This window comes from Bradyrhizobium sp. USDA 4452 (genome assembly GCF_054063575.1).
Window position 1 is genome coordinate 5,985,586 of the sequence record NZ_JBSSGK010000001.1, and the last position, 15,090, is coordinate 6,000,675.

Genomic DNA, 15,090 nt, shown 5'->3' on the forward strand with positions numbered 1-15,090 from the left:
GCTATCAGCGGTGGCAAACAATCCAGTCTCTGGGCAAATCTCGCCTCACTGGCAAACTACAATATTCGTTCTTCAACAAGGTCCGCAAGGCTGGAATCCTTGTTCGCTTTTCCACGAGCCGAAAGCCCGATTAACCGAGACACCGCATCGCGGAGTACGACGGTTAAGCTTAGCGAGCACGGTCGCTCAACCCACTCGGCATCGGCTTATTCGAAAACCTGCGCGGCTGGTCAAAGATCGCTGAATTCCTGCGCCATTTGGGCTGCTGCGTCGCGATATCGCTACGCTCTTTCAATTAGAAAGGCGCACTAGGCAGGGAGTTTGCAAATGAAGGTCGGAGTTCCCAAGGAAATCAAGGCACACGAATATCGAGTGGGCCTGACCCCTGGAGCTGTCCGCGAATACGCGGCAGCAGGACACCGCGTAATGATTGAGACCAATGCCGGCGCTGGCATTGGCGCAACCGATGAGGATTATCGCAGCGCCGGCGCAGTGATTCTGGATTCTGCAATAGAGGTATTCGCATCGAGCGAAATGATCGTAAAGGTCAAGGAGCCTCAGCTGTCCGAATGGAGCCAGCTGCGGGAGGGCCAGATCCTGTTCACATATCTGCATCTGGCGCCAGACCCGGAGCAGGCCAAGGGGCTTCTAAAATCGGGTTGCACCGCGATCGCCTATGAGACCGTGACTGATGGGCATGGTGGCCTTCCGCTGCTGGCTCCGATGAGCGAGGTCGCAGGCAGGCTCGCGGTCGAAGCGGCGGGTAGCGCCCTAAAGCGCAGTGCAGGCGGACGAGGGCTGTTGATCGGTGGCGTGCCCGGTGTTCAGCCAGCCCGCATCGTGGTGATCGGTGGTGGCGTCGTTGGTACGCACGCGGCACGGATGGCGGTCGGTCTGGGTGCAGAGGTGAGCATCATCGACCGCTCGATACCTCGGTTGCGCGAGTTGGATGAGCTGTTCGAAGGGCGCGTTCGAACCAGGTTTTCGACCATCGAAGCTGTGGAGGAAGAGGTATTTGCGGCTGATGTTGTGATTGGTGCCGTGCTCGTTCCAGGTGCGAGTGCGCCGAAGCTGATCCGCCGGAGCATGCTGAGCTCGATGCGTAAGAGGGCCGTGCTCGTGGATGTCGCTATCGATCAGGGCGGCTGTTTTGAGACTTCGCACCCAACTACTCACGCCGATCCAACCTATGAAGTGGATGGCATCATTCATTATTGCGTGGCCAATATGCCCGGCGCCGTGCCGCTGACCTCGAGCCAGGCACTAAATAACGCCACGCTGCCATTTGGCTTGGCTCTGGCCAATAAGGGTTTTTCCGCCGTGCTGGAAAATCCGCATTTGCGTGCAGGCCTCAACGTCCATCGAGGCCGGCTGACTTACAAGGCGGTGGCCGACAGTCTCGGGCTCCCATTCTCACCGATCGAGCAGGCTGCAGCCTGATCCCAGAGGCCCCTACGGGCGTTTCCTCCCTGACTTGGGCCACCCTCCGGGGTGGCTTTTTTTTGCTCTGTCAATCTCCTGGGGTCCGCTGAGATTTATTTGCGACCCCCGAGCGCGGCCGTAGTCTGCGAGATCTGAACGTTTGCGTGCGTCGGCTCGGCCAGGAGCCTCGATCACCGGAGCGGCTTTATCTAACTAGAGCGTTTTCGAGCGAAGCGGATACCGGTTCGCGTGAAGAAAACGCGTCAAAACAAGAAGCTCGAGCTTCGGTTCTGATTCAATCAGAACCGAAAATGCTCTAGCGCCATCGCGACGATTTTTCTGGTTGCGATTTCGAGACGTTGGTGGAGCCGATGACGACCTCGCCCGATTGACATCGTGGTGCTTCGCTGCCGCTGTCCGGGTGAGCAAAGCCATCACCAGAGGGCGATCTGCGATCCCCACCGAGGCGGTGGCAGGGCTGCAATCGATACCACTTCAAAAGCGCTCCGCCGTCAGGTCAGGTCGAGCCGAGCTGCGTCTTATTGGCGAACCCCTTCACATGATCGCTGGCTATCGCGAAATATCGACAATGCGCAAGCTACGAGATCAAGCAGCTGCGATGCCGATTGTAGGGTTTGCGACACCTGGTCGAGCCGGCGGCTTGCGCTATCGAAAGTAGCCGAGACAAATCAAGCACAAGACTCCTTGGCATGAGACTTGAAGGCAAGGCGTAGTCCCGCACCTTTGCTTATGGAATCGGAGTGATGGCCTACAAAATAATCGCGTCACAATGCACGGTCTGCGGTGCGTGTGAGTATGAATGCCCTAATGCCGCGATCAGCCTGAAGAACGACATATATGTGATCAATCCGAGTCAGTGCACTCAATGTGAAGGGCATTTTGATGCGCCGCAATGCGTCGTCGTTTGTCCTGTGCCCGATACCTGTGTGCCGGCATAGATCGAATAGCCGACGGGTGGCTTCCGGCGCAGAACATGATCGAAATCCTATCGAGGGCGGCTACCTTTCGGGGCGGTCTCCTAGTTCTTTCACACCCCGGTTCGAGTCGGTCGTGACGGGGCGATCTGCTCGGAGGAGAGGTGACGCAATTATCGCCGTGGGGAGATCGTCCATGCGCGAACGGAGTGGGCAATGGTAGCTATACAAGAGACGGTCGAGCGCGTCCGGCGCATCGACGTCGACCAGTATCGATATGGGTTTGAGACGCAGATCGAGTCCGACAAGGCCCCGAAGGGCCTGTCGGAAGACACCGTCCGCTTCATCTCCGCAAAGAAGAATGAGCCGGCCTGGATGCTGGAGTGGCGCCTGGAGGCGTATCGCCGCTGGCTGACCATGACCGAGCCGACCTGGGCGCGCGTCGACTATCCGAAGATCGACTACCAGGACATTTATTATTACGCGGCGCCGAAGCCGAAGAAGACGCTGTCCTCGATCGACGAGATCGATCCTGAGATCCTCAAGACCTATGAGAAGCTCGGCATTCCCCTGCGTGAGGTCGCGATCCTCGAAGGCGTCGAGCCGCCGCCGGGTGGACCGCAGACACCGAACCGCAAGATCGCGGTCGATGCCGTGTTCGATTCGGTATCGGTTGCGACCACCTTCCAGAAGGAGCTGAAGGCCGCCGGCGTGATCTTCATGCCGATCTCGGAGGCGATCCGCGAGCATCCGGAGCTGGTGCAAAAATATCTCGGCACCGTGGTGCCGACCTCGGACAATTACTTCGCGACGCTGAACTCGGCGGTGTTCTCCGACGGCTCGTTCGTCTACGTGCCGCCGGGCGTGCGCTGCCCGATGGAGCTCTCGACCTATTTCCGCATCAACGAGCGCAACACCGGCCAGTTCGAGCGCACGCTGATCATCGCCGACAAGGGCTCCTACGTTTCCTATCTCGAAGGCTGCACCGCGCCGCAGCGCGACGAGAACCAGCTGCATGCCGCGGTGGTCGAGCTCGTCACGCTCGATGACGCCGAGATCAAATATTCGACGGTGCAGAACTGGTACCCCGGCAATTCGGAAGGCAAGGGCGGCATCTACAATTTCGTCACCAAGCGTGGCGACTGCCGCGGCAAAAATTCCAAGATCTCCTGGACCCAGGTCGAAACCGGTTCGGCGATCACCTGGAAATATCCGAGCTGCATCCTGCGCGGCGACAATTCGAGCGGCGAGTTCTACTCGATCGCGATCTCGAACGGCTTCCAGCAGGTCGATAGCGGCACCAAGATGATCCACCTCGGCAAGAACACGTCGAGCCGGATCATCTCCAAGGGCATCGCCGCCGGCAAGTCCCAGAACACCTATCGCGGCCTGGTCAGCGCCCATCGCAAGGCGACCGGCGCGCGCAACTACACCGCCTGCGACTCGCTCCTGATCGGCGACAAATGCGGCGCGCACACTGTGCCCTATGTCGAGGCCAAGAATTCCTCGGCGACGTTCGAGCATGAAGCGACGACGTCGAAGATTTCCGAGGACGTGCTGCTCTACTGCTTGCAAAGAGGCTTGAACGAGCAACAGGCCATCGGCCTTGTCGTCAACGGTTTCGCGAAAGATGTCCTGCAAAAGCTTCCGATGGAGTTCGCAGTGGAGGCGCAGAAGCTGATCTCGATCTCCCTCGAGGGATCTGTCGGATAACCAAACGTCCCGCGAGCCTTTGAGTGCGGCTCGCCGTTCCGGACGACGTATTTTGAGGGATCAGATCAAAAATGACGCTGCTCGAAATTCAAGATCTGCATGTTGGTGTCGACAGTCGCGAAATAATCCGTGGCCTCGATCTCATGGTCAATGCGGGCGAAGTGCACGCGATCATGGGGCCGAACGGCTCCGGCAAGTCGACGCTGTCCCACGTCATTGCCGGCAAGCCGGGCTATGAAGTCACCGGCGGGCAGATCCTGTTCAACGGCGAGGACCTCCTGGAGATGGACCCCAACGAGCGCGCCGCCAAGGGCGTGTTCCTCGCGTTCCAGTATCCGGTCGAGATCCCCGGCGTCACCACCATGAACTTCCTGCGCGCGGCGCTGAACGCCCAGCGCAAGGCGCGCGGCCGAGGGGAATTCTCCACGCCCGAATTTCTGAAAAAGGTCCGTGAAGTGGCCGAGTCACTCAACATTACCCGGGACATGCTCAAGCGCGGCGTCAATGTCGGGTTCTCGGGCGGCGAGAAGAAGCGCAACGAGATCCTGCAGATGGCGTTGTTCGAGCCGAGTCTATGCATCCTTGACGAAATCGATTCCGGGCTGGATATCGACGCCCTGCGTATTGTCGCGAGCGGCATCAACGGCCTGCGTTCGCCGGAAAGGGCGATGATCCTGATCACCCACTATCAGCGGCTCCTTCATTACATCGTGCCCGATTATGTGCACGTGATGTCGAAAGGCCGCGTCGTGAAGAGTGGCGGCAAGGAACTCGCGCTGGAACTCGAGGCCTGTGGCTACGCCCAGTTCGAAACCGCGGCCTGACGGCTCAAGGGATTTCCCCATGAAGCAAGTATTGGCTAAGGCCGATGCCGGGTGCGCAACGAGCAATTTTCTCGCAGCTGCGCTCGGACGGCTGCCTGGCGCGGGCCTCGTTCCCCATATCCGTGCGAGGGCATTCGAAGCCTATGAGCGCGCCGGCCTGCCGCATCGGCGCATGGAGGCCTGGAGATACACGGATCTGCGCGCCCTGATCGGCGAGGTATTGCCACTCGCTCCGCGACCGGACGCGGCGGCGTTGGCGCGCGCAAAGGGTGCGGCCAGACGAGTGGCTGTCGATCAGGCGGTCAAATTGGTCTTGGTGGACGGCATATTCTCGCCCGAGCTATCGGATCTCGGCGAACTGCAAAATGAGCTTCATGTGCAGTCACTGCGAGAGCTGTTGGAGAATTCGGCCACTGGCGCAATGGCCGGTTTGGTGCTTTCGACGACGGACGATGCGGTGATCTCGCTCAATGCGGCAATGGCCTCAGATGGTCTGGTGATTTCGATTGCCGAAGGCAGCAAGATTAGACGCCCTATTCAAATCGTTCAGGTCGCAACGGGATCGTCGGTGTCCGCTTTTACACGCTCATATCTGCAGCTGGATAAAGGGGCGCAAGCGACCGTGGTGCAAAGTTTCATCTCGGTCGAAGGCGCGATCGGCTATCAGGCCAACGATGTTTTAATCGCCCTGGCTGGGGACGAGGCGAGCCTTTCGCATATCCGCATCGCGGCTGACGCCGCCGATGCGGTGAACATCTCGTCGGCGATCATCGCAGTCGGCACGAAAGCTAAGCTCGATCTCTTCAGCATGACGTGCAGCGGCTCCATCAATCGCTATCAGGGATTCGTGACGCTGGGTGGCGAGGGATCCAAGCTCTCTGCGAGCGGGGTTAATCTCATCAAAGATGAACTGCACGCCGACACAACAATCGTGGTCGACCACGCCGTGCCGCATTGCACCAGTCGGCAGAAATTCCGCGCGGTCGTTGATGATCGCGGCCGCTCGGTGTTTCAGGGCAGAATCGTCGTTCGTCCCGTCGCCCAGAAGACCGACGCCAGCCTGTCGACGCGAGCGCTGCTCTTATCCGACCAGGCCGAGGCGGACAATAAGCCGGAACTTGAAATCTCGGCCGACGACGTGACCTGCGGCCACGGAGCGACCTCAGGAGCGTTGGATGGCAATCTCGTATTCTATCTGCGCGCGCGGGGGCTGTCCGAGAAGGATGCGCAGATGTTGCTCATTAAAGCGTTCATTGGAGAGTCGATTGAGGAGATCTCCGCCGATAACCTGCGCGATTTTGTGACCGCGCAGGCTGAACACTGGCTGCAGGAGCGGCAATGAGCGAACATCCCGCGGTCAGCAATGGTCGTTACGAGGTCGACCGTTTGCGTAATGACTTTCCGGCGTTGGCCACGACCGTGTACGGCAAGCCGCTTGTCTACCTCGATAACGCTGCGTCCGCGCAAAAGCCAAATGCGGTGCTTGACCGCATGACGCAGGTGTACTCCAGCGAATATGCCAACGTTCATCGTGGCTTGCACTATCTCGCCAATGCAGCAACCGAGGCGTATGAGGGGGCCCGTACCAAGGTAGCGCGGTTTGTGAACGCGCATTTGAACGAAGAGATCGTCTTTACCCGCAGCGCTACCGAGGCGATCAATCTTGTCGCACAGACTTTCGGTCGAGAGCGCATCAGCCCGGGTGATGAGATCGTTCTGTCAATTTTGGAGCACCACTCCAACATTGTGCCATGGCATTTTCTTAGGGAGCGGCTCGGTGCAGTGATCAAATGGGCACCAGTAGATGATGACGGTAACTTCTTGCTCGACGAATTTGAACGACTGCTGACCTCCCGCACCAAGATGGTTGCAATCACACAGATGTCGAACGTGCTCGGCACGGTTTTGCCGGTAAAAGAGCTGGTCACAGTCGCACATGCTCGTGGTATCCCGGTGTTGGTCGACGGCTCGCAGGGATGCGTCCATCTCAGCGCCGATGTTTGCGACATTGATTGCGATTTCTACGTCATGACCGGCCACAAACTCTATGGTCCGACCGGAATCGGCGTGCTTTACGGAAAATTCGATCATCTGGCATCGATGACGCCCTTCAATGGTGGCGGCGAGATGATCCGCGAGGTCTCACGTTCCGGCGTCATTTATGGTGATCCGCCGCACCGGTTCGAAGCGGGTACGCCCCCGATTGTCGAGGCGATCGGGTTGGGCGCGGCCGTGGATTACATCAATTCAATAGGCAAGGCGCAGATCCGCAAGCACGAGAGCGCACTGCTCGCTTACACGCGGGAGAAGCTCGGTGACATCAACTGCGTGCGTATGATCGGGGCGCCGGCCGAGAAGGGGCCGATCATCTCGTTCGATGTGAAAGGTGCGCATGCGCACGATATTGCCACCGTCGTCGATCGCGCCGGTGTAGCGGTGCGGGCGGGGGCGCACTGCGCGATGCCGCTGCTCAAGCGCTTCGGCGCACTGGCAACATGCCGTGCGTCCCTTGGACTTTACAACACCCGTGAAGAAATTGATGTGCTTGTGCACGCGCTTATCAAGGCACGCCAGCTATTCGCATGATCGGCGAGCGAGCTGCGTTGAGGTGAGATTGAGCCTGTATTGAGCTGCGAAGTTGAATGACGTCGTGCTCCTGAGCATCATCATCATCATCGCAGGTCTCGGCAAGCAAAGGTCGCATTGGCAATCCTCTTCGGCCAGGGCAGCTTGCAGCCGTTGCTTCTTTGCGTCCGCCTTCGTCGAGCGCGGGGGCGTAGTTCTAAAGGCAGGTCGCGTCATGGCACACCATACGCAGGACCCAAAAGATGCCATTGAGCACGCGACGGTCATTTATGCGCTGAAGGTCGCGCGGCTTGTCTGGCAGCATCGGTTTGGTGGCGTCCATTCGTAATCGCTGAGTTTGTAGCGCATGATTTGAGGCTCCGGTTTCGGAACTTGAATCATGTCTCGGGCTCGCGCCATCAACCGGCAACGCCTCGCGGCCGAGCCGCTAACGCTCTGAATATACGTCAGCTTTCGGCGGCATAGCGGACTTGGGCGGGCATGCTAGTGGCTCGATCCGGTCGTCCATGACCGAAGTGGACATGACGTAAGAGCGTCCTTCCAGAGGCTAGAGCATGATTGGTTCATGTTGAAGCGTATCCGGCGTTTGCGATGTAGTTGGCGCATTCCTGGGGCGTGAAGCAGTTGGGTAGAGCGCCGATGCGCATCCAGGTTGCTTCGACGGTTCGCTCGGCAGCTTTTCGGAGCAAGGTCTTGAGCTTGGCGAAGACCTGCTCGATCGGATTGAGATCCGGGCTGTAGGGCGGCAAGAAGAACAACTTTGCGCCGGCGGCGCGGATGGCGCGACGGACGGTCTTGCCTTTGTGACTGCCGAGGTTGTCGATGATGACAATGTCGCCAGGCTTAAGTGTCGGAACCAGCATTTGCTCGACGTAAGCCAGGAAGCTCTCGCCATTGATCGGACCATCGATCACGCAGGGCGCCTCGATGCGATCATGGCGCAGGGCGGCCAGGAAGGTCAGCGTCCGCCAGCGGCCATGCGGGGCCTTGGCGATCAGTCGCTCGCCACGTGGCGCACGGCCGTGGGTGCGCGTCATGTTGGTTTTGGCCCAGGTTTCGTCGATGAAGACCAGCCGGGAAGGATCAAGCCGTCCTTGATATTTTCGCCATTGCGCCCGCCGCCGGGCGACGTCGGGGCGATCCTGCTCGCTGGCGTGCAGGCTTTTTTTTGAAGCTGATGCCTTCGTGCTCGAAGAAGTGCCACACCGCGTAATAGCTGACCTTGATCCCGCGCTCGGCCAGCTCCGCCAGCAGGGCGCGCAACGTCACGTCCGGCTGTTCGGCAAGCCGCTTGAGCAGCCAGTCGCGTTCGGAAGACAGCGCGTAGGGACGATTGCCGCCCATCTGCCGCGCCGCCGCGCTTCCGGTCGCGCGAAACCGCTGCGACCACTTCACCACGCTCGCAACACTGACCTTGAAGGTGGCAGCCACCGACCGGCAGCTCTCTCCCGCCGCTACCGCGGCAACAACGCGCTCGCGCAAATCAAGAGAATAGGCCCGTCCCATCAGATGCTGGCCTCCTCCAGCCAGCATCTTGAATCAGAACCCCGCTGATTTGGGAATCCCCAATCGATTCAGACCAAAACGATCACGCTCTAGTCGCGCTGTCGTGAAAGCAATCGGAGCTTCGAGCGAAGGCGCGACCCGCATTCACGTCAGGCCTTTTCGAAAACTCGCATGGCGATCTGGTCGATGCGCGATCCATAGTCGCTTATGGCCTTGAACGCCGTGCGTCGCTCCGCGCCCGGAGGAAGGCGGATCGTTGCCTCCACGAGGAGCGAAGAACTGTGCGAACAACCTGTCTAGCTCGCCAGAAGCTCACCTTGCGTCCGTCTGACCGCGGTGAAAGGAGAGAGGTGCGGACGATCTCCGCAACTGAGACGTTTCGCAGATTTTAAAGGAAACCTATGGAAATCCACGGCACAGCAGCCACAATGACCGTGCCGAGGAGCAGGGCCAGCATGTACGCCAGGATCGGACCCATGCCTTCGTCGGGATGAATCCGACTGATGGCGCACGCCGCATAGTAGCCGACCCCGAATGGCGGCGCGAAAAGTCCAATCCCCATCGCCAAAACGACGACCATGGCATAGTGGACCTCATGCACCCCAACCTGGCGGGCAATGGGGAAAAGCAGCGGACCGAAGAGCACGATGGCAGGGATGCCTTCGAGCACGCTTCCCAGGACGACGAACGCAAGGATCGTGACGATCAGAAATATCGGTGCACCGCCCGGCAAGGAGGTCATGAAGTTCGCAAGTGATGCCGAGAAGCCCGATTGGGTCAAAGCCCAGGCCATCCCCGTCGCCGCACCGATGATGAAGAGGATCGCGCCGGAAAGAGCCGCGGTCTCAACCAAGATCGGATAGAGGCGACGCCAGTCGAACCGGCGATAGATAAAAAGCCCGGCCAATACGGAATAGACGATGCCTATCGTCGAGACCTCGGTGGCTGTTGCGACCCCCTCGACCACTGCGGCGCGGATCACAAATGGAAGGGCAATGGCGGGAATCGCGATCAGAAACGAACGGCCGATTTCACGCCTAGTTGCCCGCTGAACGTGCGACAAATCCTCTCCACGGTACCGCCACCACACCACTGCGCACAGTCCGACCGCCAGCACGATCGCCGGCAATAACCCGCCCGTGAACAGGGCCGCGATCGACACGCCCGTCACCGATCCGATTGTGATCAATACCAATGATGGGGGGATCGTCTCGGTCTGAGCGCCGGTCGCGGCCAGGAGTGCGACGAGATCACCACGCTTCGCGCCGCGTCTGGTCATTTCGGGGAAGAGCACAGGCGCTATTGCTGCCATATCGGCCGCCTTGGACCCCGAAATACCCGAGACCAGATACATCGCACCGACCAGCACATATTGGAGGCCGCCCCGAACGTGGCCGAGCAGGCTGGCGAGGAAACCGACCATGGCGCGGGCCATCCCGGTCATTTCGATCAACAAGCCGAGGAACACGAACATCGGTACCGCAAGCAGGATGAGATGGCTCATGCCTTCGTCCATGCGACCGATAACGACCACGTCGGGTGTGCTGGTCGTCAGCGTTATGTAGCCGATGGTCGCTAGGCCGAACGCGAAGGCGATCGGCACCGCTGCGAAAACCATGGCGCCAACGATAAACACGAAGAAGATCAGCAGGTTCAGATTGCCGAGCGGTTTAAGGATCGGTGCGAGCAGCGCGAGAACTCCGATCAGCGTTCCCACCGCAGCGATTGCAGCGGCGAGGTGCTTCACATTGGCCGTGGCTGCCAGCCTCAGAGTGGCAACGACCAGCATCAAGCCGATGCCGACCGGCAGGGCGGCGGCGCGCCAAGTGTTGACTATGCCCAGAGCCGGAGTTGTGACGAAGACTTCGTCGGCTGCAAACTCGTAGGCGGGGCGAATCACCAGAAGCATGAACGCGAACGAGGCAGCCGTCGCAAAGACGTCAAGGAACAACCTGGCTTCCGGGCGGATCATGCCAACAATAGCCGTCATCCGCATATGCTCGGCCCGCTGGAAGGCGACGACCGATCCCAGCATCGCCAGCCACAGAAACAGGATGCCGGCGAGCTCATCCGACCAGACAATCGGGGTATGGAGCACGTAGCGAGAGACGATGCCGACGAAAAGGACTATCACCTCTGCAATGACCAGCAATGCGGCAGGAATGGCGACGACGGGCTTCAGTGCCTTGTTCAGGTTCACAACAGCCTTGCGCCATCCGGAGGCAGGCTCAGGAAGAGCAAGTGTCGCCCCGTCCATGTGCGCATGTTCCATGGCTCACCCCAACTTGCCCGCGGCTTTCTCAAGTTGAATCCAGGCCTCTGCGCCGAATTTGGATTTCCAGTCGGTATAGAAGCTCGTCTTTGCCAGCGCCTGCCGGAAGGCAGATCGGTCGACGTCGAGGAATTGCATCCCCTTGGCCGTCAAATCGGTGCGGAGGGATGCACTAAGCTTTGCGATGTCGGCTCGTTCATCGTTGGCCGAGCGATCGAGCTCGTGCGTCACGATCTCTTGCACGTCCTGCGGAAGCTTCTGGAACGCGCGCTTGTTGCCGAGGATCCAGTAATTGTCCCAGACGTGCCCCGTCAGGCTGCAGGTCTTCTGCACCTCATATAGGCGCGCCGTTGCTATGATCGGAAGGGGATTTTCCTCACCGTCCACGACCTTGGTCTGGAGCGCGGAATAGACCTCGTTGAAGTTGATCGGAGCTGGTCCTGCCCCGAGCGCAAGAAACAGCGACGTTAGATTGGGTGCGGCAGGTACCCTGAGCTTAAAGCCCTTGAGGTCGTCCGGTGTCTTGATCTCACGGCCCGACGAAGTGATGTGGCGGAAGCCGTTGTCCCAAGGCTTGGACACCGCCATGATGGGCGTCTTGGCGATCTGCGCACGGATGTAAGCGCCCAGTTCGCCGTCCATGGCCTTCCAGACGGCATCGTAGTTGGGGAAGAGGAAGCCGAGATTTACGACGCCGGCGGCGGGTACAAGGGTAGCGAGGATCAGAGAGGAGAGGTTGAAAAACTCGACGCTACCGTTGCGAACCTGCGTCAGCAGATCCGTATCCGAGCCAAGCTGGTTGGCGGGAAAGAGATTGATTTCCAGGCGCCCGCTCGTCGCTTCCTTGATGCGATCGGCGGCCTCCTTGGCCCGAGCATTCACCGGATGCGCGGGGTCCTGCCCGGTCGCGAGCTTGTAAGTGAACTCTGTGGCGGCGGCCGGGCGGCTGAGGACGGTGCACAACGGGACGGCCGTGCCGGCAAGGAGCAAATGGCGGCGGGTGATGGCAGTCGATTTTCGTTGGGGCATTGCTTCCTCCTTTGAGTATCGGTCTGTTGATCGGCCGCAGCACGCTTCTGCAATTCCGGCCGGTTCTCGGGCACCGGCCGTCAGGCAGCGGCCATCGTTCTCCGCGGCGGCGCCGCGTAGGCGATTCTTCTCTTCGTCGAAGTTGACGATCGAGGTTTGCGCGTTTAGCGCAGCCACCCCTTGATCTGCCTTGCAACTTCGGCAGTCGAAATGCCGTAGCGATCGTGCAGCGTGGGAAGCGCCCCAGCGGCAAGGAACTCATCGGGCAACGCGATCTGGCGGAAGGCTGGATGGACGCCGGAGCGCATCAACAGCGCTGCAATCGCCTCTCCGAGCCCGCCTATGATGGTATGGTTCTCGGCGACCACGACGAGACGGCCGGGTTTCGCTGCTTCGCGCAGTATCGCTCCGTGGTCGAGCGGCTTGATTGTCGGTACATGCAGCACGGCTACGTCCACGCTATCACCGGCGAGTTCCTTTGCGGCTTCCAGCGCTCGCATGGTCATAATTCCAGAGGAGATGATCAGGACGTCCCGACCGTCCCGAATCAAGGATGCCCTGCCGAGCCTGAATTGATAGTTGTACTCGTCCAGGACGAGGGGCACCTGACCACGCAAGAGCCGCATATATACGGGCCCGTGATGCGCCGCGATGGCCGGAACGATCTGCTCGATCTCATGAGCGTCGCAGGGATCAATCACGGTCATGTTCGGCATTGCGCGGAACAGTGCGAGATCTTCCGCCGCCTGGTGGCTTGGGCCGTAGCCGGAAGTGAGGCCGGGCAAGGCGCAGACGATCTTTACGTTGCGGTCTTCCTCTGCAATCGTCTGGTGGATGAAATCGTAGGCGCGCCGCGAGGCGAACACCGCATACGTCGTAGCAAAGGGCATGAATCCTTCAGCCGCCATGCCCGAAGCCGCACCGTAGAGGAGCTGCTCTGCCATACCCATTTGATAGTAGCGGTCTGGAAACTGCTTTGCGAAAATGTGCAGGTCCGTGTACTTGCTCAGATCGGCGGTGAGGCCCACCACCTCGGGGCGGCTCCGGGCCAATTCGACAAGTGCGTGACCGAACGGCGCTGGTTTTGTCTTTTGTCCCTCGGCGGCGATCGACGCGATCATCGCGGAGGTGGTGAGCCGAGGTTTTCCGGGCGTACCTGAGGTAACCGACTTCATGACCTGTCTCCCGCATCAAGTTCTGCCAGCGCCAATTTCCATTCGTGCGCTTCGACCCGAATGAAGTGATTCTTTTCTCGCTGTTCGAGGAACGAAACTCCCTTGCCCATGAGAGTGTCGGCGATGATGATCCTCGGTTGCGGCTCGGGATGCGAAATCATTGCGTCGAATGCTGCCACGACGGCGTCCAGGTCATTGCCGTCGACTCGACGTACGAACCAGCCGAAGGCCTCGATCTTGTCGACCAACGGCTCGAACCCCATCATCTGTCTCGAAGGGCCGTCGGCCTGCTGGTTGTTGACGTCAATTATCGCGATCAAATTGTCGAGCTTGTGGTGTGCAGCCGACATCATTGCTTCCCACTTTGAACCCTCGTCGAGCTCTCCGTCCGAGAACAGCGTGAAGACGCGGCTCTTGGAGCCCTTGCGCTTCAACCCGAGGCCCATGCCGACCGCGATGCTCAGTCCGAGCCCCAGAGACCCGCCGGACATTTCCATACCGGGCGTGTAGGACGCCATGCCTGACATCGGCAGGCGGCTTTCGTCGAAGCCATACGTCTCGAGTTCGACTTCGGAGATAATGCCGGCCTCGATCAGTGCGGCATAAAGGGCGATCGCGTAGTGACCGTTGGAAAGGAGGAAACGATCGCGATCTTCCCAGGTGGGCTCCTCGGGCCGGTAGCGCATCGCGTGAAAATATGCGACCGCCAACACGTCGGAAATATCGAGCGCCTGCGCGATATAGCCTTGGCCTTGAACTTCGCCCATGCGCAGGGCGTTGCGGCGAATGTTGCGCGCACGCTGCGAAAGGCTAGGCGCGTTAACAAGTGAACTCGTTGACATCTCTCTCTCCATCGCTGCTCTTAGTGAATGAGCATCCCGCCGTTGACGTCGATCACGGAGCCGGTGACGTATGCCGAGAGATCCGATGCAAGAAATGTGTAGATGCCGGCAACGTCCTTGGCCTCCCCGAGCCGTCCGAGCGGAATGCCTTCCAGAATCTTCGCCTTCATCTCGTCGTCGAGCTTGCCGGAGGTAATGTCGGTACCTATCAATCCTGGGGTGACGCAGTTGACGCGGATACCATCGGCGCCAAATTCCCGAGCCATCGCCTTGGCAAGCCCAAGGACCCCCGCCTTCGCCGCCGAGTAGTGCGGACCACCGAAAATGCCGCCGCCGCGCTGGGCCGATACCGACGACATGCATGCAATCGATCCCGATTTTTGCTTCCGCATATGCGGGATTACTGCCTGGGACAGAAACAGAATGCCCTTCAGGTTGACGTCCTGGATACGGTCCCAGTCGGCCGGCGTGATGTCGAGGAATTTGACCGGTTGTGTGATGCCGGCATTGTTGATCAGGATATCGATTTGGCCGAAAGCGTCAGCGACAGCTTCGACTGCCTTCTGACACGAAGCGTGGTCGGCGACGTCGCAAGCAATACCGATATGAGCGTCGCCAAGGCCTTGAGCGGCGGCTTGCGCAGCGGTCCCATCGATGTCGAGGATGGCGACCCGCGCGCCCTCTTCGGCAAATCGCCTGGCGGTTGCAAGGCCAATCCCGCGAGGCGAGGCCGCCCCTGTGATGATCGCCGTTTTGCCGCGAAGCAGCATTCGAATCCTCCCTGTC

At 59.8% G+C, this 15,090-nt stretch carries 12 protein-coding genes and 1 pseudogene; 6 read left to right on the forward strand and 7 right to left on the reverse strand.

Annotation, left to right across the window (positions count from 1 at the left end; all coding sequences use genetic code 11):
* The first annotated feature begins 327 nt into the window (after positions 1 to 327).
* The 6 genes from ald (at position 328) to ACVISU_RS28420 (ending at position 7,480) form a co-directional block, all read left to right on the forward strand.
* A complete protein-coding gene (gene ald / locus ACVISU_RS28395) occupies positions 328 to 1,440 on the forward strand; it encodes an alanine dehydrogenase (protein ID WP_456709068.1) in 1,113 nt (370 codons plus the stop codon).
* A gap of 746 nt (positions 1,441 to 2,186) precedes the next feature.
* On the forward strand, positions 2,187 to 2,381 hold the full coding sequence (locus ACVISU_RS28400) for a 4Fe-4S dicluster domain-containing protein (protein ID WP_076827827.1): 195 nt from the start codon (positions 2,187 to 2,189) through the stop codon (positions 2,379 to 2,381).
* A gap of 192 nt (positions 2,382 to 2,573) precedes the next feature.
* Positions 2,574 to 4,070: a Fe-S cluster assembly protein SufB gene (gene sufB / locus ACVISU_RS28405; protein WP_456709069.1), complete on the forward strand. Its 1,497-nt coding sequence runs from the start codon at positions 2,574 to 2,576 to the stop codon at positions 4,068 to 4,070.
* Between the two features lie 71 nt (positions 4,071 to 4,141).
* Positions 4,142 to 4,894, forward strand: coding sequence for a Fe-S cluster assembly ATPase SufC (sufC, locus tag ACVISU_RS28410; RefSeq protein ID WP_456709070.1), 753 nt, complete (start codon positions 4,142 to 4,144; stop codon positions 4,892 to 4,894).
* Positions 4,895 to 4,913: 19 nt separating this feature from the next.
* On the forward strand, positions 4,914 to 6,236 hold the full coding sequence (sufD, locus tag ACVISU_RS28415) for a Fe-S cluster assembly protein SufD (protein WP_456709071.1): 1,323 nt from the start codon (positions 4,914 to 4,916) through the stop codon (positions 6,234 to 6,236).
* Complete coding sequence (locus tag ACVISU_RS28420; protein ID WP_456709072.1) at positions 6,233 to 7,480, forward strand: cysteine desulfurase; 1,248 nt, start codon at positions 6,233 to 6,235, stop codon at positions 7,478 to 7,480. The genes sufD and ACVISU_RS28420 overlap by 4 nt, the downstream gene beginning before the upstream one ends.
* A 226-nt stretch (positions 7,481 to 7,706) precedes the next feature.
* Here ACVISU_RS28420 and ACVISU_RS28425 read toward each other — a convergent pair.
* The 7 genes and pseudogenes from ACVISU_RS28425 to ACVISU_RS28455 all read right to left on the reverse strand — a co-directional run.
* A pseudogene (locus ACVISU_RS28425) lies at positions 7,707 to 7,828 on the reverse strand (IS5/IS1182 family transposase); the annotation flags it as partial.
* A gap of 215 nt (positions 7,829 to 8,043) precedes the next feature.
* Positions 8,044 to 8,986, reverse strand: a protein-coding gene (locus tag ACVISU_RS28430; protein ID WP_456709073.1) for an IS630 family transposase whose coding sequence is annotated in 2 segments (ribosomal slippage) — positions 8,044 to 8,649 and positions 8,651 to 8,986 — 942 coding nt in all. Because the reading frame shifts where the segments join, the coding sequence is not laid out codon by codon here.
* 388 nt (positions 8,987 to 9,374) lie between these two features.
* On the reverse strand, positions 9,375 to 11,258 hold the full coding sequence (locus tag ACVISU_RS28435; RefSeq protein ID WP_456709074.1) for a TRAP transporter large permease: 1,884 nt from the start codon (positions 11,256 to 11,258) through the stop codon (positions 9,375 to 9,377).
* 3 nt (positions 11,259 to 11,261) lie between these two features.
* Entirely contained in the window at positions 11,262 to 12,287 is a 1,026-nt protein-coding gene (locus tag ACVISU_RS28440) for a TRAP transporter substrate-binding protein (RefSeq protein ID WP_456710918.1), read from the reverse strand.
* A 164-nt stretch (positions 12,288 to 12,451) separates the two neighbouring features.
* A complete protein-coding gene (locus tag ACVISU_RS28445) occupies positions 12,452 to 13,462 on the reverse strand; it encodes a transketolase family protein (protein ID WP_456709075.1) in 1,011 nt (336 codons plus the stop codon).
* A complete protein-coding gene (locus tag ACVISU_RS28450; protein ID WP_456709076.1) occupies positions 13,459 to 14,304 on the reverse strand; it encodes a transketolase in 846 nt (281 codons plus the stop codon). The genes ACVISU_RS28445 and ACVISU_RS28450 overlap by 4 nt, the downstream gene beginning before the upstream one ends.
* A 20-nt stretch (positions 14,305 to 14,324) precedes the next feature.
* Positions 14,325 to 15,074 (reverse strand): SDR family NAD(P)-dependent oxidoreductase, encoded by a 750-nt coding sequence (locus ACVISU_RS28455; protein ID WP_456710919.1) that lies wholly within the window; start codon positions 15,072 to 15,074, stop codon positions 14,325 to 14,327.
* Positions 15,075 to 15,090: the final 16 nt, after the last annotated feature.

Coding starts and splice junctions, on each gene's coding strand:
- sufB (WP_456709069.1), top strand. CDS start 2,574: ATGGTAGCTATACAAGAGACGGTCGAGCGCGTCCGGCGCATCGACGTC.
- ACVISU_RS28400 (WP_076827827.1), top strand. CDS start 2,187: ATGGCCTACAAAATAATCGCGTCACAATGCACGGTCTGCGGTGCGTGT.
- sufC (WP_456709070.1), top strand. CDS start 4,142: ATGACGCTGCTCGAAATTCAAGATCTGCATGTTGGTGTCGACAGTCGC.
- ald (WP_456709068.1), top strand. CDS start 328: ATGAAGGTCGGAGTTCCCAAGGAAATCAAGGCACACGAATATCGAGTG.
- ACVISU_RS28445 (WP_456709075.1), bottom strand. CDS start 13,462: ATGAAGTCGGTTACCTCAGGTACGCCCGGAAAACCTCGGCTCACCACC.
- ACVISU_RS28420 (WP_456709072.1), top strand. CDS start 6,233: ATGAGCGAACATCCCGCGGTCAGCAATGGTCGTTACGAGGTCGACCGT.
- ACVISU_RS28440 (WP_456710918.1), bottom strand. CDS start 12,287: ATGCCCCAACGAAAATCGACTGCCATCACCCGCCGCCATTTGCTCCTT.
- ACVISU_RS28450 (WP_456709076.1), bottom strand. CDS start 14,304: ATGTCAACGAGTTCACTTGTTAACGCGCCTAGCCTTTCGCAGCGTGCG.
- ACVISU_RS28435 (WP_456709074.1), bottom strand. CDS start 11,258: ATGGAACATGCGCACATGGACGGGGCGACACTTGCTCTTCCTGAGCCT.
- sufD (WP_456709071.1), top strand. CDS start 4,914: ATGAAGCAAGTATTGGCTAAGGCCGATGCCGGGTGCGCAACGAGCAAT.
- ACVISU_RS28455 (WP_456710919.1), bottom strand. CDS start 15,074: ATGCTGCTTCGCGGCAAAACGGCGATCATCACAGGGGCGGCCTCGCCT.